A 16,756-nucleotide genomic window follows, 5' to 3' on the forward strand; every position below is an offset into this window, starting at 1 on the left:
CCAGCCAAACGGCTAGCGGGGATTCGCACAAATCAGATTTCGACTTTGGTGCCCAGTTCGACTACGCGGTTCACCGGGATATGGAAAAAGTCCGACGGCTTGGCCGCATTCTGGTACATCCAGGCGAAAAGTTTTTCACGCCATAACTGCATGCCCGGAATCTTGCTCGGAATCACGGTATCGCGCGCCAGGAAGAAGGATGTATCCATCACGTCGAATTCCAGGCCGAACTGATTGCTGGCCAGGGCCATCACAATGTGCACATCGGGGGTTTCCTTGAAGCCGAAGGCGGTGCGCAGGATGTACACGTCGCTGCCCAGCTCCTTCAAGGTCAGGCGCTTGTCGTCGTCGACGAAAGGCACGTCCCAGATGCTGATCTTGAGGAAGAACACCCGCTTGTGCAGGATGCGGTTGTGCTTCAGGTTATGCAGCAGCGCCACCGGCACCGTGCCCACATTGCCGGTCATGAATACCGCCGTACCCTCCACCCGGTGCGGCGGATGGGCCAGCAGGCCCTCGACGAACGGTTCCAGCGGAATGCCTTCATCCTTGCTGCGCTCGCGCAGCAGCATGCGGCCGGAGTACCAGGTCATCAGCAGGAAGAAGGCAAAGCCGCCGAGCAGCAGCGGGAACCAGCCGCCGTCGACGATCTTCAGCAGGTTGGCGGCGAAGAAGGCGAAGTCGACGATGAAAAAGGCGCTGATGACCAGCGCCACCAAAAACGGATTCCACTTCCAGACGGTGCGCATGACGACTGCCGCCAGCACTGTCGTGATCAGCATGGTGGTGGTCACCGCGACGCCGTAGGCGGCGGCCAGGTTGTCGGATTTCTTGAACGCCAGCACCACTGCCACCACCAGTATCAGCAGCATCCAGTTAATCACCGGCACATAGATCTGGCCGCGTTCGTCTTCCGAAGTGTGGAGGATGCGCATGCGCGGCACAAAACCCAGCAAGATGGCCTGGCTGGTGAGCGAGAACGCGCCGGAAATCACTGCCTGCGATGCGATCACGGTGGCGGCGGTGGCCAGGATCACCATCGGCAACAGCAAAGCATCCGGCACCATCAGGTAAAACGGATTCTGGACCGCGCTGGGATTGGTCAGCAGGTTCGCGCCCTGGCCGAAATAATTCAGCATCAGGCAAGGCATGACGGTAAACAGCCAGGCAAAGCGGATAGGCCGGATGCCGAAGTGCCCCATGTCGGCGTACAGCGCTTCGGCGCCGGTCAGCACCAGCACCACCGAACCCAGCACGATGAACGCTTGCAGCGCGTGCTGCTGCATGAAGACAAAAGCGTAATAAGGATTGATCGCGGCCAGGATTTCAGGCGCCTTGATCACGTTGTAGATGCCCAACAGGCCGAGCGACAAGAACCAGACGAACATCACCGGCCCGAACAGTTTGCCGACCACCGTGGTGCCGTGCTTCTGGATCAGGAACAGGGCGATCAGGATCACCAGCGCCAATGGCACCACATAGCGGCTTAGTCCCGGCGTGGCGATTTCCAGCCCTTCCACCGCCGACAGCACCGAGATGGCCGGCGTGATCACGACGTCGCCGTAGAACATGCAAGCCCCGAACACCCCCAGCATCATCAGCAGCTTGGCGCGGCCCGAGCCGTTTTTTGCGGTGCGCAGCGACAGCGCCATCAAGGCCAGCACGCCGCCTTCGCCGTTATTGTCGGCGCGCATCACGAACAGTACGTATTTCAGCGAGACCACGATGGTGATGGCCCAGAACAGCATCGAGATGATGCCCAGCACGCTATCGGGCGTGAACGGGATGCCATGCTCCGCGCTGAAACATTCTTTCAGCGCATACAACGGGCTGGTGCCGATATCGCCAAACACAATGCCCAGTGCAGCCAGCGTGATGATATGGAAACGGGACGACTTGAATCCGGCGCTGTTGCTGGTTTGCGTATTACTCATGTTCTCTCTCTTATTGGTAAGGGCAAGCCCGCGCAGGTATAACAAGACACGGCCCGCTTACTTCAATTTGATATTTGCTTGAAACTTTTTGCGGCAATGCACAAGGAGCCGGATTTTACTCTCAACCCCGGGGCCGGAACCAGTTTGCAATGTCGCCGGCGTTGCTAAAATACATCCCCACGCCCATCGATTTGTGCTTATTCATGGTCAAGCTTAACGAATCGGGACAGTATCGGTTGATGATAAAAGACTATCACAGCAGCCTTACTCGGCAGCTTTCAATGCCAGCGCCCGTTCATACAGGGCGTTTTTCTTTTGTCCCGTAATTTGCGCCGCCAGCGATGAAGCTTGCTTGACCGACAATTCCGACAGCAAAATCCGTAAAATCCGCTCTCCCTCCGCGCTATCGTCGATTACGACCGGCGCGGCTTCGATCAGCAGCACGAATTCCCCCTTCTGCCGGTTGCCGTCGGCCGCCAGCCACGCCGGCGCTTCGCCCAGGGGGCACCGGTGCACGCTCTCGAACAGCTTGGTCAGTTCGCGCGCCAGCACCACCTGGCGCGCCGGACCGAAGGCCTGCAGCAAGGCGTCGACGGTTTCCACGATCCGGTGCGGCGCCTCGTACAGCACCAGGGTCGCGCTGGCGCCGGCCAGGCCGGCCAGCACGATCTCGCGCTGCCTGGCCTTGCTCGGCAGGAAGCCGACGAACTGGAACTGGTCGTTGACCAGGCCGCTGACCGACAGCGCGGTGACCGCTGCCGACGGCCCCGGCAGCGGCAAGGCGCGCAAGCCGGCGCGCAGCACGGCGTCGACGATGCGGGCGCCGGGATCGGATACCGCCGGCGTGCCGGCGTCGGACACCAGCGCAATGCGTTCGCCGGCTTGCAGGCGCGCCACGATCTTTTCCGCAACCTCCCGTTCGTTATGCTCGTGCGCCGCCAGCAAGGTCTTGGATAAACCATAGCGTTCCAGCAAATGGGCAGTATTCCTGGTGTCCTCGCACGCCACGGCGTCGACCATGGACAATACATGCAAGGCGCGCAGGCTGATATCGCAGACATTTCCGATCGGTGTGGCCAGCACATATAATGTCGACGCGGGATACGCTTGCTGCGCCACCTCATCCAAAATCGCTGGGTTGACGAGGCTGCTGGCAGATTGATGAGTCATGGGGAGTTATGAATGTTATATAAATGGGCCAAGCTGGCACTGACGCTAATGGCGGGTATCCTGTTGAACGGATTGTGCCCGCCTGCGCTGGCAAACACAACCTTCGCCGAATCCGCCAGCCCGGACGGCGGCGCCGACACCATTCCGCTGGCCAGCATCGCCTTGCTGCTGCCGCTGCGCTCCGGCCCATTGGGCGCGGCCGCCGACGCCGTGCGCGGCGGCTTCCTGAACGCCTACGAGCGTGACAAGAACGGCTTGGCGGTGACCGTGATCGAAGCGGCCGATACGCCCGGCGACATGCTGGCCGCCTATCTCGCCGCCAGTAAAAAATACGATATCCTGGTCGGCCCGCTGTCGCGCACCGGCCTCACCGCCATCATCCAGAACGGCCAGGTCGACAAGCCGACGCTTGCCTTGACCCAGCCGGATTTTTCCAACGGCAAGGAAATGACCCTGCCGCCGCAGCTGCTGCCTGTCGGCTTGTCGATCGAGGCCGAAGCGCGCCAGGTCGCAAGCTGGGTCGGCGCCGACTATGCGCCGGGCAAGGTATTCGTGCTGAGCACCGGCGCCGCCTGGCAGAAACGGGTCGCCAACGCCTTCGTGCAACAGATCCAGGGCAGCGGACTGCACGCCGACGTGATGACCTTGAACCTCGAAGACGGCGTGTTCAACGCCGGCGCGCTGGCGCAATTGCAGCAACGGATCGAAAGCGAAAAACCGCGCCTGCTGTTTGCCGCCCTCAACGCCGACCAAGCACGGCAGATCCGCAGCGCCGTCGGGCTGGAAACGCCGATCTTCGGCATCTCCCAGCTCAATCCGCTGACCCTCAACGACAATAATCCGGAACACCAGATCCCCGAACTGAACGGCGTACGCCTGCTGGATATTCCATGGCAGGTGGAAGCCGACCATCCGGCCGTAATGGTGTACCCGCACCAGCCGGTAGCCGCCGACCAGCGCCGCAACGCCGACCTGGAGCGCCTGTACGCACTGGGCATCGACGCCTTCCGCATCGCCCATGAAATCGCCGCGCGCAATACCGTATTCCAGATCGACGGCGTGACCGGCCAGCTGAACATCAGTTTTGGCGTAGGCACGCCCAGCTTTGAACGGATAGAACCGGCCGCGGCCTACCAGAACGGCATCGTCACGCCGCTCGGCGCGCCCTGACACGGCTGCGGCGCTCGGATGAAACTGCTGGGAACACGCTCGCCGCGCCAGGTCGGCGGCCAGCTGGCGGAGGATCGGGCGCTGGCCTATCTGCAGCAACGCGGATTGCAGCTGGTCGACAGGAATTTCCGCTGCAAGGGCGGCGAAATCGACCTGATCCTGCATGAGCCGGCTGCCGGGCTGCTGGTTTTTGTCGAAGTCAGGCAGCGCAGCAACCGCCGCTACGGCGGCGCTGCAGCCAGCGTCACGCGCAGCAAACAGGCCAAGCTCATCATTGCCGCCCAGGTTTTCCTGCAGCGTTACGCCCAGCCGCCGGCCTGCCGCTTCGATGTTGTCGCCATCGAAGGCGACGCCATCGAATGGATCAGGCAAGCATTCGAAACTTAGCTCCCGGACGAAGCAACGACCGCTATAATCAGGCCACGACAATCAAGGCAAGCATATTAAGCAGGAAACCATCCTGCCGATACCGACTGGGACACGGACCCCAGCATTTCACACAGAATACCGACATCATGATAAATCAACGCATCCTGGCGCACTTCAATGAAAGCGCCGAACTGAAAGCCCGCGCCGCCGAAGTCCTGGCGGGCCCGATTGCCAGCGCAGTTGAACTTATGTTCTCCGCGCTGTCCAATGGCAACAAGATTCTTGCTTGCGGCAACGGCGGTTCTGCCGCCGACTGCCAGCATTTTGCGGCGGAGCTGGTAGGACGCTTTGAACGGGAGCGGCTGCCGCTGCCGGCGCTGGCGCTGACTACCGATACCTCGATCATCACGGCGGTCGGCAACGATTACAGCTATAACGAAATCTTTTCCAAGCAGGTGCAGGCGTTTGGACAAGCAGGCGATGTGCTGCTGGCGTTCTCGACCTCGGGCAATTCCGCCAACGTGCTGGCTGCCATCGATGTCGCGCTGGAACGCGACATGCGCGTCATCGCCCTGACCGGCAAAGGCGGCGGCGCCATCGGCAAGAAACTGACTGAAGCGGATGTGCATATCTGTGTGCCGCACGACCGCACCGCGCGCATCCAGGAAGTCCATCTGTTAACGATTCACTGCTTATGCGACGGCATCGATGTCGCTTTATTTGGAGGAGATGCGAATGATTGATCGGCCAAACCCGCGGCAAAATCCGCGGCAAAACCTGGGTTGGAGCAACTGGCAGCGTCCGTTGGCCGCCGTAGCGTTGTGCGGCACAGTGGTGATGGCTCTGCAAGGTTGCGTGGCGCTGGCGCTGGGCGGCGCGGTCGCCGGCGGCTTCGCCGCGACGGATCGCCGCACCCTGGGCGCGCAGACCGAGGACAAGGCCATCATGGTCAAGGCCGAAACGCGGATTCCCGGCGTGGTCGGCCAGGACGGCCACGTCAACGCCACCAGCTACAACCGCAAGGTGCTGCTGACCGGCGAAGTGCGCGACGACGCCGCCAAGGCGGCGGCCGAGCGCGAAGCGCAATCGATTGAAAACGTGCATGCGGTAGCCAATGAACTGGCGATCGGCGCACCGTCGACTTTCTCGGCGCGTTCCAACGATACCTTCATCACCAGCAAGGTCATCGCTTCCCTGGTGGATGCCAAAGACGTGTTCGGCAACTCGATCAAGGTGGTGACAGAGCGCGGCAATGTCTACCTGATGGGCCGGGTGACCGAACGTGAAGGCAAGCGTGCCGCCGAAATCGCCGCCGGCGTCAGCGGCGTGCAAAAAGTTGTCAAGGTATTCGACTACATCACCGAAGAAGAATTGACGCAGATGTCGTCGGCGCCAAGGGACAGCGGCAAGGAAAACGCCAAGTAATCCGGCTTGCCCTGGAGGCCGGGACAGAAACCGGCTTGCTTTTCCGCTTCTTGTCATATAACGTTGCCGCTGGACAAATTGTCCGGCGGCTTTTTTTTGGGGAAAACCATGATCGGCTTCATCATTCTTGTAGTAATCGTGCTCGTCATCGTGTTTTGGGCAGTCGGTATCTATAACCGCCTGGTGAGCTTCCGCAACCGCTTCAAGAACGCATTCGCCCAGATCGACGTGCAGCTCAAGCGCCGTTACGATTTGATCCCGAACCTGGTGGAAACCGCCAAGGGCTACATGAAACACGAGCGCGAAACGCTGGAAGCGGTGATCGCGGCGCGCAACCAGGCGGTCAGCGCCAACGCCAAGGTCGGCGGCAACGCCACCGACGCCGCTGCCGTGCAGCAGATGGCGGCCAGCGAAGGCGCGCTCAGCGCCAGCCTGGGCAAGCTGTTTGCCTTGTCGGAAGCCTACCCGGACCTGAAAGCCAACCAGAACATGATGCAGCTGACGGAAGAGCTGACCGGCACCGAAAACAAGATCGGCTTTTCGCGCCAGGCGTACAACGACAGTGTGATGGAATACAACACCGCAATCGAACAATTCCCCGGCTCGATCTTCGCCAACATGTTTGCCTTCAAGCCGGCGGAACTGCTGCAGGCCACCGAAGCCCCGGAAGAACGCAAAGCGGTCAAGGTGACGTTCTAAGCCCGGCGCCCGAGCGTAGCAGAAACAGCGCGCATGACTTTCTTCGAACAGCAGCACCAGGCGCGCCAGGAAACCAGGAAACTGGTGCTCCTGTTCGCGCTGGCGGTAATCGCCATCGTGGTCGCCGTCAACCTGGCGATGGCGCTGCTATGGATTTTCAAGTTCGGCAGCCATCACGGCGCGCTGCGTCAGTATCCAAAAGGCTTCTTCGAGGTCAATACCCTTGTCACGCTGCTGCTGATAGGCGGCGGCACGCTGATCCAGACGTTCAACCTGCGCGACGGCGGCGATGCCGTGGCGCTGATGGCCGGCGGCCGCATCGTGTCGCCCGCCAGCGGCGACCTGCAGGAGCGGCGGCTATTGAATGTGGTGGAAGAAATGGCGCTGGCTTCCGGCATCGCCTGCCCCAAGGTCTACCTGCTTGAGCACGAAGACGCGATCAACGCCTTCGCCGCCGGCTACAACCAGAATGAAGCGGTGGTCGCGGTCACGCGCGGCACCTTGAACCGGCTCACGCGTGATGAATTGCAAGGCGTGGTCGGCCACGAGTTCAGCCATATCCTGAACGGCGACATGCGCCTGAACATCCACCTGATCGGCGTCCTGTTCGGCATCCAGATGATCGCCGGCTTCGGCCAGCAGCTGATGAATGTCGGCCGCTACTGGGGCGGACGCGACGACAAGGGCCCGCCGTGGCAGCTGGTGCTGTTCCTGGCCGGCCTGGTGCTGTTCGTGGTCGGTTATATCGGCATCTTTTTCGGCCGCCTGATCAAATCTGCGGTCTCGCGCCAGCGCGAATTCCTGGCCGACGCCAGCGCCGTCCAGTTCACCCGCAATCCCGAAGGAATAGGCGGCGCCTTGCGCAAGATCGGCGGCCTCACCGACGGCAAGAAGATCGGCTCGCAGATCAATCATCCGAACGCCGAGCAGCTGTCGCACCTGTTCCTCGGCAGCGTCCGTCCCAATCTGCTGGACGGCTGGTTCGCCACCCACCCGCCGCTGGCGGAACGCTTGAAACGCATCTACGGCCGTAGCATGTCGCCGCTGGAAGCGCCTGAACTGGCGGTGCCGTATGCCGCCAGCGTTGAACGCCTGCCGGACCTGCCGTTTGCGGTCGCCGGCCTGGCCGGCGCTGCGGTTGCGTCGGCAGCCGTCTCGCCAGCCGGCGGCTTGCCGACGCCGTCGCTCGAATTCGGCAACAGCAGCGGCAAGGCTGCGTTGACCTCCCAGCTCAACGGCGCGGTGCACGATCCGTTCGCGGCGCGCGCCGTGGTCTACGCCCTGTTGCTGGGCGAAGGCGCGGAGCGTGAAGCGCAGCTGGCGCTGCTCAAGAACGAAACGCCGCAGCAAGCCGCGCTGACTACCTTCCTGGCCGAATCGATCGTGCAGCTGCCGCTCAGCGCCCGGCTGCCGCTGGTTGACCTGGCGACACCCGCATTGCGGCAGCTGGCGCAGCCTGAACGCGACAAGATGCTGGCGCTGGTGGACCAGCTGATCGCCGCCGACAGCCGCATCACGCTGGCTGAATTCGTGCTGCAGACCATCCTGGCGCGCCGCCTGGCGCCGCGCTCCGGACGCCTGGTGCCAGTCAAGTTCAACAAGCTGTCGGAACTGGACAGTGACATCGCCGTGCTGCTGTCGCTGGTGGCGCACGTGGCGGTGCCGGCCAGCCATGCCGACGCCGTCGGCGCAAGGCTGGCGGCTTTCCTGCGCGGCGCACGTGTCTGTCCCGAACTCAATCTCGCCGCCCAGCACTACTGCGACGGCGCCGGCCTCGGCTTTCCGCGGGTAAGGCTTGCGCTGGACCATGCTAACCAGCTGGCGCCGCTGGCCAAACCGCAACTGGTCAAGGCTCTGCTGGCGGTGGCCGACGACGGCGCGGCCTTGCAGATCACCAGCGCCGACATCCTGCGCGCAATCTGTGCTGGCATCGAAGCGCCGATACCGCCGGCGGTGGCCGCCACTTATCACGCTTACCCTTGGCAATTCGATAGCTAATTGTTAATTTCCTGGCTTTCGGCAGAGCAGCCCGCAGATAGTTATAATGGGTGCTCTCGGGTATCGCCCGTATTGGATTCTGTCATGCAAGCTCAAGCTGAAAACACCGCCGGCAAACGGCTCTGGATCAAGGTTGCAGGCGCCGCCGCGGTGGTAGCGCTGGCGCTGGCCGGTTACCTGTCGATGTCGAACACGCATGCGGCGCCGGACGTCTCGTTCACCAATATCAAGGGCGAGCAGGTATCGCTGAAGAGCTTGCGCGGCAAGGTGGTGATGGTCAATTTCTGGGCCACCAGCTGCACCACCTGCGTCGCCGAGATGCCGCAAATGGTGCAGACCTACAATATGTACAAGGACAAGGGCCTCGACTATGTCGCCGTGGCGATGAGCTACGACCCGCCTAACTACGTCATGAATTTTGTGCAAACCCGCAGCCTGCCGTTCCAGGTCGCCTTGGATACACAAAGCAAGCTGGCCGACTCCTTCGGCGACGTCAAGCTGACGCCGACCACCTTCGTGATCGACAAGCAGGGCAATATCATCAAGCGCTACGTGGGCGCGCCCAAGTTTGACGAGTTGCACGCCTTGCTCGACAAGGCGCTTGCAGCAGCATAAAAAAAGGCGCATCAAGCGCCTTTTTTTATGCCTGCCTGTTTTTAAGACCTACCTCGACGTCGCCGCACGCGAAGCGGTGTCATACAGGCCGGAGGCCGTACGCAGCAATTTGGCGGTATCGCCCAGCGCCTGGTTCGACAAACCGGTATCGGACAGCACGGTGATCAGGCACTCCTCGCGCATCTCCCGGTATTTGAGGCAAAGCGCATAACCGCTGGCCGTGGCCGAAAAATACGCTTCCTTGCCGACTTTTCCGCTTTGTATGTAACCGGCTTTCACCAGCTTCTTCAGCGCGTAACTGGCGATATGCGTGTCCTCGATATTCAGCACAAAACAGATGTCGGCCAGGCTCTTTTTGCGTTCGCGATGGCAAACATGGTGCAACAGGGAAACTTCGACCGGCGTCATGTCCTTCACGCCAGCCGCCGACATGCAGCGCGACATCCAGCGGTTGAACGCGTTGCCGGCAATGATCAAAGCGTACTCAAGCTCTGACAATTCGACGCTGCTTTCCGAAGCCAGGTGGGCGGATGACAGGATTTTAGGTGGAGCGACGTTCATACATTTCCTACAAAACACCAAGAAAAATCAATCATACAACTACTTGTGCGAAACGCCAGACTGTCTGCATTTCAGCAACAACATAAACTATTTACATACAAATTATTGACATTTTATTTTTGATGGACGATATTGCCCTTTGCTTAAGCTCTGGTTAACAAGGGCCAGCTCGTTTTGGGGGTAGACTAATTCGGCACGCTGCGACGGCTGCTAACTTGTTCCGCCATTTTTCTTTGCAATTCAACGTGTTGTCCCAGCAGTTAGAGAACCGGGCCGTGCACTGCCTTGCGGCAGCTACGCCCTGTGCCGCAATTGCCGACCATTCTGCCGAAGGAAACCAGCCGCAATGACCCAAGCCGTCATACAAGCTCTTGGCGAAAGCGCCCTGATACTGAACACGGGAGCCAGCGCTACCCTGGACTGCCAGCAGCGCTTGTGGGCCATCGCCGCCAAGGCAGCGCATTGGCCGCACGTGCGCGACGTGGTGCCGGGCATGAATAACCTGACTATCCTGTTCGACCCGCTGGCGGCCGACGCCGAGCAATTGGCGGACAAGCTGCAGAATGCCTGGGATGCCGCCTCCATTAGCCAGAAGGCCGGACGCAAGATCGAAATCCCGGTTACCTACGGCGGCGCCAGCGGTCCCGACCTGGAAGAAGTTGCACGCCATACCGGCCTGTCGCCGGCCGAAATCGTCAAGCGCCACACGGCGGCTGAATACATCGTCTACTTCATCGGCTTCCAGCCTGGCTTTCCTTACCTGGGCGGACTCGATCCGCAACTGGCCACGCCGCGCCGCAGCGAACCGCGGCTGGTAGTGCCGGCCGGGTCGGTCGGCATCGGCGGCAGCCAGACCGGGATTTATCCGGCGGCCTCGCCCGGCGGCTGGCAGCTGATCGGCCACAGCACGCTGCGCCTGTTCGATCCCGCCGCCGATCCCCCGACCCTGCTGCAGCCGGGCGACCGCGTGCGCTTCGTCGCCAGCGAGGTGATCGCATGATCAAGATCCTTCGCGCCGGGCGCATCAATTCGGTCCAGGACATGGGCCGCAGCGGTTTCCGCCATCTCGGCATCTGCCAGTCGGGGGCGCTCGACCGCACCGCACTGGCCATCGCCAACCTGCTGGTAGGCAATCCAAGCGACGCCGCCGCCATCGAATTCACGCTCGGCCCCTGTGAGCTGGCGTTCACCGCCGACGGCCGCATCGCCCTGGGCGGCGCCGACTTCGCGGCGACGCTGGACGACAAGCCGCTGCCGTCATGGTGGAGCGTGCGGGTATGCGCCGGACAGATCCTGAGGCTGAACGCCGCGCGGCATGGCATGCGCGCCTACCTGGCGATCGCCGGCGGCATCGATGCCGGCCTGCAGCTCGGTTCGCGCGCCACCGACCTGCAGGCCGGCTTTGGCGGCCATGGCGGCTGCGCGCTGACGGAAGGCGACAGCCTGCCTGCCGGCGCGCCGGATGACCCGGCCGCAGCGCTGCATGGCGCGGCGTCTTTCGGCGTACGCCCGCCCTCCTGGTACGAAGACGATGCCGAAACGCTGGCGATCCGCGTGATCCCTGGTCCCGAATATGAACTGTTCACGCAAGCCGCGCAAAAAACCTTCTGGAACAGCAGCTGGACCTTGACGCCGCAAAGCAACCGCATGGGCTTTCGCCTGAGCGGACCGGAACTGAAGATCAAGAAAGGCAGCGACCTGCTGTCCCACGGCGTGCTGCCGGGCGTGATCCAGGTGCCGCCCGCCGGCCAGCCTATCGTGCTGATGGCCGATGCGCAAACCACCGGCGGTTATCCCAAAATCGGCGTCGTGATCAGCGCCGACCTGGCCCGGCTGGCCCAGCTGCGTTTCAACCGCACCATACAGTTTGTCGAATGCGACGTCGTCCAGGCCCGCGCAGCATTGCGCCAGGACGCCTCGTACCTGCAACAGATCGAAACCGCGATGCACTGGTTGCGTCCGGCCCAATAAAAACAGACGAGGAGCAGACCATGCCCAAGAAAGAACACAAGCAGGTAGACCTCAACGCCGACCTCGGCGAACAAAGCAACGGCAGCGACGAAGCATTGCTGGCGCTGGTCAGCTCGGCCAACATCGCTTGCGGCTGGCATGCCGGCAGCGCCCTGATGATGCAGCAATGCGTGGCCTGGGCGGTGGCGCAAGGGGTGGCCATCGGCGCCCATCCGAGTTTTCCCGACCGCGACAATTTCGGCCGCACCGAAATGCAGCTGCCGGCCAACGAAATCTATAGCGGCGTGCAGTACCAGATCGGTGCGCTGGCGGCGATCGCCGGTGCGCACGGCGCCCAGCTGGCGCACGTCAAGCCGCATGGCGCGCTGTACAACATGGCGGCGCGCGACGCCAAACTGGCCGACACTATCGTCGCCGCTATCCGCGATGTCGATCCGGGCCTGGCCTTGTTCGGCCTGGCCGGCAGCGAGCTGATCGCCGCCGCCCAGCGCGCCGGCCTGCACGCCGTGGAAGAAGTGTTTGCCGACCGCGGCTACATGGCCGACGGCAGCCTGGTCAAGCGCGGCACGCCCGGCGCCCTGATCGAAGACGAGGAACAGGCTCTGGCACAAACCATGCATATGATCCGTGAAGGTAAGGTCCACGCAATCGACGGCAGCTGGGCCGCAGTCAAGGCGGACACGGTCTGCCTGCACGGCGACGGTGCACACGCGCTGGAATTCGCGCACCGCATCCATGCCGAACTGAAGCAACAAGGCATCGCCATCCGTGCGCCGCGTATAACCGCTGCCGATACCTTGTTTCCCCTGCTAGGCTAAGTTCACCAGAAAGTAATAACACCAAGAAGTCAACAGAATCGGCGGCGCAGCACCAACCGTCTCAACATTAGGAGATAGCAATGACCGTAACAGAATTATTGCCGCTGATCGGCATACCGATAGTGGTGGCTGGTTTTGCCTTGAAATTCAATCCCCTGCTGGTGGTGACGGTGGCGGGACTGGCGACCGGCCTGTCGGTCGGCATGGATCTCGGCACCTTGCTGGAAACCTTCGGCGAGAAATTCATCAACAGCCGTTCGCTGGCGGTGTATGTGCTGATCCTGCCGGTGATCGGCCTGCTCGAAAGCTACGGGCTGAAAGAACGTGCGCAGGACTGGATTTCCAGCATGGCGGCCGCTACCTCGGCGCGCATCCTGATGTTGTACTTTGTGTTGCGCCAGGGCCTGGGCGCGCTCGGCCTGACCTATATCGGCGGCCAGGCGCAAACCGTGCGGCCGCTGCTGGCGCCGATGGTTGAAGGCGCGGCTACCGCGCGTTACGGCGAGCTGCCGCTGCATATCCGCGACAAACTGCGCGCGCATTCCGCCGCTTGCGACAACGTCGCCGTCTTCTTCGGCGAAGACATTTTTATCGCCTTCGGCGCGGTGCTGCTGATGGATGCCTTCCTCAAGGAAAACGGCATCCTCGGCATCGAGCCGCTGCATCTCGGGCTGTGGGCCATTCCCACTGCCATCGCCGCGCTGATCATCCACATGTTCCGCCTGGCGCGGCTGGACGCCAGCATCGCGCGCGACATCGCCGCCTGGAAAAAAACCCAAGGACAAGAGGTGGCCGCATGAGCGCTCTGATCACCATCAACGAAATCTATTACCTGATCGGCGTCATCCTGATGCTGCTGGTCGGCATGACCTTGCGCGACAAGGGCAATCCGAAACGCCTGACCACGGCCCTGTTCTGGTTCCTGTTCGGCACGGTATTCCTGTTCAGCGACCTGCTGGTTGCTTCGCTCGGCAAACCGCTGGCGTATCGCATCATCGGCGTCGTCGTGATCCTGATTTCACTGATCGCCGGCTGCGGCCTGCTGTCGATCGGTACTTACAAACAGCGCAGCGCCGAACAGCGCCAGGCATCGGCCAACCAGATCGGTAACTGGATTTTCCTGCCAGCGGTGCTGATCCCTATCGTCACCGTGCTGTGCACGGTCTTGCTGAAAGGCGTTGCCATCGGCGGCCTCTATCTGCTCGACCAGAAACAGCTGACGCTGGCAGCGCTGTGCGTGGGCTGCATCTGCGCGATCCTGGCCGGCTGGAAGCTGACCGGCGGCACGCCGCTGCATGCGGTGCGCGAATCGCGCCGCCTGCTCGACGCCATCGGCTGGGCTTCTGTCCTGCCACAGATGCTGGCGATGCTGGGCGGCGTGTTCGTCGCCGCCCATACCGGCAAATCGGTGCAGGACGTGGTCAGCCTGTTCGTCAATCCCGACAGCCGCTTCATGCTGGTGGTGATCTACTGCGTCGGCATGGCCCTATTCACCATGATCATGGGCAATGCCTTCGCCGCTTTCCCGGTGCTCACCGCCGGCATCGCGCTGCCGTTCCTGATCGTCGGCCACCATGCCGATCCGGCGCCGCTGGTCACCATCGGCATGCTGACCGGTTACTGCGGCACTCTGATGACGCCGATGGGCGCCAACTACAACATCGTGCCGGCCGCACTGCTGGAGCTGAAGGACAAATACCTGGTGATCAAGACCCAGATCCCGACCGCACTGACGTTATTGGCAGCCAATATACTGCTGATGTATTTCCTCGTATTCCGCTAAGGAGCAACCATGCATCTGACTCTTGACCAGGTTTCGGCCTTCGTACGCCTGCCCTTGCGCTCGCTGCGCCACGAATATCCCAACCACATCATGCACGTACTGAACGATGCACAGGATGCGCAAACCCCGCGCGCCCTGCACCCGGTATTCTACGGCTGCTACGACTGGCACTCGGCGGTGCACGGCTACTGGCTGCTGGCGCGCTGCGCCCGGCTGTATCCGGCGCTGCCGCAGCAGGACGAGATCGCACAGATGTTCGACGACCACTTCACTGCCGCCAACATGCAGCAGGAACTGGCGTATTTCCAGACACCTGGGCGGGTCTCTTTCGAACGTCCCTACGGCTGGGCCTGGATCATGGCGCTCGCGCAGGAACTGGAAACCTGGCAGCATCCCAAGGCCAAGGCCTGGCTGGCCATGATGGAACCGCTGGTAGCGGAAATACGCAGCCGCGTGTTCGGCTATTTTGCCAAGCTCGGTTATGCGATCCGCGTCGGCACCCATTACAACAGCGCGTTCGCCTTGAAACTGATACTCGATTTCGCGCGCCATCGCAACGATGCGGAACTGGACAGCGCCATCGTCACCGCCTCCTGCCGCTACTTCATGGGCGACAGCAACTATTCGGCGCATTACGAACCGGGCGGCGACGAATTCCTGTCGGCGGCGCTGACCGAAGCCTTGCTGATGGCCGACGTGCTTGAGGCCGATGTATTCGTCGACTGGTTCGCCCAGTACCTGCCGAAACTGGCCGATATCGATCGCCTGATGAACCCGGCCGAGGTCAGCGACCATAGCGATCCCAAGATCGCCCACCTGAACGGCTTGAACCTGAGCCGCGCCTGGTGCATGAAGCGGATTGCCCGGCGCCTGCCGGAAAACGATCCGGCCGCCGCCACGCTGACCGCGGCAGCCCGCCGCCACATCGAAGCCGGGCTGCCGCATGTCGTCAGCGGCGAATATGCCGGCGAACACTGGCTGGCGACGTTTGCCATGCTGGCGATGGAAACCGTGAACTAAGGCAGATCATGACCCAGCCCATTATTTTGCTCACCGGTTTTGAACCGTTCGAACAAGAGCCGCTCAATCCGTCGTGGGAGGCGGTGCGCGCCCTGGACGGCTGGCCATGCGCGGGCGCCAGCGTCACGGCGCGCCAGTTGCCCTGCGTGTTCGGCAAGGCGTTGCAGGTGCTGGAACAGCTGATGGAAGAACTCAAGCCAGCCTTGGTGATCTGTGTCGGCCAGGCCGGCGGGCGCAGCCAGATGTCGCTGGAACGGATAGCGATCAATGTCGACGACGCCCGGATTGCCGACAACGCCGGCCGCCAGCCGGTCGACCAGGCCATCTACAACGATGGTCCGGCGGCGTATTTTTCGACGCTGCCGATCAAGGGCATGGTCAAGGCGATGCGCGCCGCCGGCGTGCCGGCGGAGGTTTCGCAAACCGCCGGCACCTTCGTCTGCAACCACGTGTTTTACGGCTTGATGCACCAGCTGGCGACGCACGCATCCAAGGCGCGCGGCGGCTTCATCCATATCCCGTACATCCCGTCGCAGGCGGCGCGCCATCCCGGCCAGCCCAGCCTGGCGCTGGAGACGCTGGTCGAAGGTTTGCGCATCGCGCTGCAAAGCGCCATGACCTTGCAGCAGGATGTAGCCGAAGGCGGCGGCCAGCTGCATTGATTGCAGCCTGTATCGATTCGGTTAATTTCCTGATGCCCGGCGGGCGATCTTGTATCATTGGTTTAACGGGGTGATGAGACACGCCCTGATGATGCAGCTTTGCCACAGGAAACCGTATGTCGGAAACTCAAGTCGTGGTCGTTAGCCCGGAAGGCGAGTTATACGCCGGCAGCGCCGGATTGGTCACTCTGCCGGGCATCGCCGGTTCGCTCGGCATCCTGCCCGGCCATACGCCGCTGCTGACCCGCCTGAAGCCGGGCGCGGTCCATATCAAGCGCGTGAGCGGCGAAGACGATTATATTTATGTCGCCGGCGGCTATGCCGAAATCCAGCCGCACTCAGTCACCATCCTGGCTGACACCGCGATCCGCGGCAAGGACCTGGACGAAGCCAAAGCTACCGCGGCCAGGCAGCAGGCCGAGGAACGCCTGCAAAACCTGGCTTCAAATATCGACTACGCCATGGCGCAAGCCGAACTGGCGGAAGCCACGGCGCAACTGGCGACGCTGGCGCAGATGCGGCGCGGAAAATAAATCAGCCGGAGCGACAATTACATCGCCT

At 62.1% G+C, this 16,756-nt stretch carries 18 protein-coding genes; 15 read left to right on the forward strand and 3 right to left on the reverse strand.

Features of this window, described 5'->3' with window-relative positions; all coding sequences use genetic code 11:
• Positions 1-32 precede the first annotated feature (32 nt).
• Entirely contained in the window at positions 33-1,934 is a 1,902-nt protein-coding gene (locus tag CFU_RS21695) for a potassium transporter Kup (protein WP_041742663.1), read from the reverse strand.
• A 264-nt stretch (positions 1,935-2,198) separates the two neighbouring features.
• Positions 2,199-3,104 (reverse strand): 16S rRNA (cytidine(1402)-2'-O)-methyltransferase, encoded by a 906-nt coding sequence (rsmI, locus tag CFU_RS21700; RefSeq protein ID WP_014008145.1) that lies wholly within the window; start codon positions 3,102-3,104, stop codon positions 2,199-2,201.
• A gap of 12 nt (positions 3,105-3,116) precedes the next feature.
• Between rsmI and CFU_RS21705 the strand changes: the two genes are divergently transcribed.
• The 7 genes from CFU_RS21705 (at position 3,117) to CFU_RS21735 (ending at position 9,380) form a co-directional block, all read left to right on the forward strand.
• On the forward strand, positions 3,117-4,274 hold the full coding sequence (locus CFU_RS21705; RefSeq protein ID WP_014008146.1) for a penicillin-binding protein activator: 1,158 nt from the start codon (positions 3,117-3,119) through the stop codon (positions 4,272-4,274).
• Positions 4,275-4,292: 18 nt separating this feature from the next.
• Positions 4,293-4,661, forward strand: coding sequence for a YraN family protein (locus CFU_RS21710; RefSeq protein ID WP_014008147.1), 369 nt, complete (start codon positions 4,293-4,295; stop codon positions 4,659-4,661).
• Positions 4,662-4,789: 128 nt separating this feature from the next.
• Entirely contained in the window at positions 4,790-5,386 is a 597-nt protein-coding gene (locus CFU_RS21715; protein WP_041742665.1) for a phosphoheptose isomerase, read from the forward strand.
• Positions 5,379-6,068 (forward strand): BON domain-containing protein, encoded by a 690-nt coding sequence (locus tag CFU_RS21720; protein ID WP_050808682.1) that lies wholly within the window; start codon positions 5,379-5,381, stop codon positions 6,066-6,068. Before CFU_RS21715 ends, CFU_RS21720 begins: the two co-directional genes overlap by 8 nt.
• Before the next feature lie 108 nt (positions 6,069-6,176).
• Entirely contained in the window at positions 6,177-6,767 is a 591-nt protein-coding gene (locus CFU_RS21725; RefSeq protein ID WP_041743776.1) for a LemA family protein, read from the forward strand.
• A gap of 33 nt (positions 6,768-6,800) precedes the next feature.
• Entirely contained in the window at positions 6,801-8,765 is a 1,965-nt protein-coding gene (locus tag CFU_RS21730) for a M48 family metallopeptidase (RefSeq protein ID WP_014008151.1), read from the forward strand.
• 84 nt (positions 8,766-8,849) lie between these two features.
• Complete coding sequence (locus CFU_RS21735) at positions 8,850-9,380, forward strand: TlpA disulfide reductase family protein (RefSeq protein WP_041742667.1); 531 nt, start codon at positions 8,850-8,852, stop codon at positions 9,378-9,380.
• Positions 9,381-9,428: 48 nt separating this feature from the next.
• On the opposite strand, the gene CFU_RS21740 is transcribed toward CFU_RS21735, so the two are convergent.
• Entirely contained in the window at positions 9,429-9,941 is a 513-nt protein-coding gene (locus CFU_RS21740) for a winged helix DNA-binding protein (RefSeq protein WP_041742669.1), read from the reverse strand.
• Between the two features lie 346 nt (positions 9,942-10,287).
• Between CFU_RS21740 and pxpB the strand changes: the two genes are divergently transcribed.
• The 8 genes from pxpB to CFU_RS21780 all read left to right on the forward strand — a co-directional run bounded on the left by pxpB (position 10,288) and on the right by CFU_RS21780 (position 16,728).
• Positions 10,288-10,941, forward strand: coding sequence for a 5-oxoprolinase subunit PxpB (gene pxpB, locus CFU_RS21745; protein ID WP_014008154.1), 654 nt, complete (start codon positions 10,288-10,290; stop codon positions 10,939-10,941).
• Positions 10,938-11,912, forward strand: a complete 975-nt coding sequence (locus tag CFU_RS21750) for a biotin-dependent carboxyltransferase family protein (protein ID WP_014008155.1) — start codon at positions 10,938-10,940, stop codon at positions 11,910-11,912. Before pxpB ends, CFU_RS21750 begins: the two co-directional genes overlap by 4 nt.
• 20 nt (positions 11,913-11,932) lie before the next feature.
• On the forward strand, positions 11,933-12,730 hold the full coding sequence (gene pxpA, locus CFU_RS21755; RefSeq protein WP_014008156.1) for a 5-oxoprolinase subunit PxpA: 798 nt from the start codon (positions 11,933-11,935) through the stop codon (positions 12,728-12,730).
• An 80-nt stretch (positions 12,731-12,810) separates the two neighbouring features.
• A complete protein-coding gene (locus tag CFU_RS21760; RefSeq protein WP_014008157.1) occupies positions 12,811-13,530 on the forward strand; it encodes a DUF969 domain-containing protein in 720 nt (239 codons plus the stop codon).
• Positions 13,527-14,513: a DUF979 domain-containing protein gene (locus CFU_RS21765; protein WP_014008158.1), complete on the forward strand. Its 987-nt coding sequence runs from the start codon at positions 13,527-13,529 to the stop codon at positions 14,511-14,513. The genes CFU_RS21760 and CFU_RS21765 overlap by 4 nt, the downstream gene beginning before the upstream one ends.
• Before the next feature lie 9 nt (positions 14,514-14,522).
• Positions 14,523-15,533: a DUF2891 domain-containing protein gene (locus CFU_RS21770; protein WP_014008159.1), complete on the forward strand. Its 1,011-nt coding sequence runs from the start codon at positions 14,523-14,525 to the stop codon at positions 15,531-15,533.
• Between the two features lie 8 nt (positions 15,534-15,541).
• Positions 15,542-16,195: a pyroglutamyl-peptidase I gene (gene pcp / locus CFU_RS21775; protein WP_014008160.1), complete on the forward strand. Its 654-nt coding sequence runs from the start codon at positions 15,542-15,544 to the stop codon at positions 16,193-16,195.
• A gap of 116 nt (positions 16,196-16,311) precedes the next feature.
• Entirely contained in the window at positions 16,312-16,728 is a 417-nt protein-coding gene (locus CFU_RS21780) for a F0F1 ATP synthase subunit epsilon (RefSeq protein ID WP_014008161.1), read from the forward strand.
• The last annotated feature ends 28 nt before the right edge of the window (positions 16,729-16,756 follow it).

Source organism: Collimonas fungivorans Ter331, assembly GCF_000221045.1.
In the GTDB taxonomy this organism is placed as follows: domain Bacteria; phylum Pseudomonadota; class Gammaproteobacteria; order Burkholderiales; family Burkholderiaceae_D; genus Collimonas; species Collimonas fungivorans_A.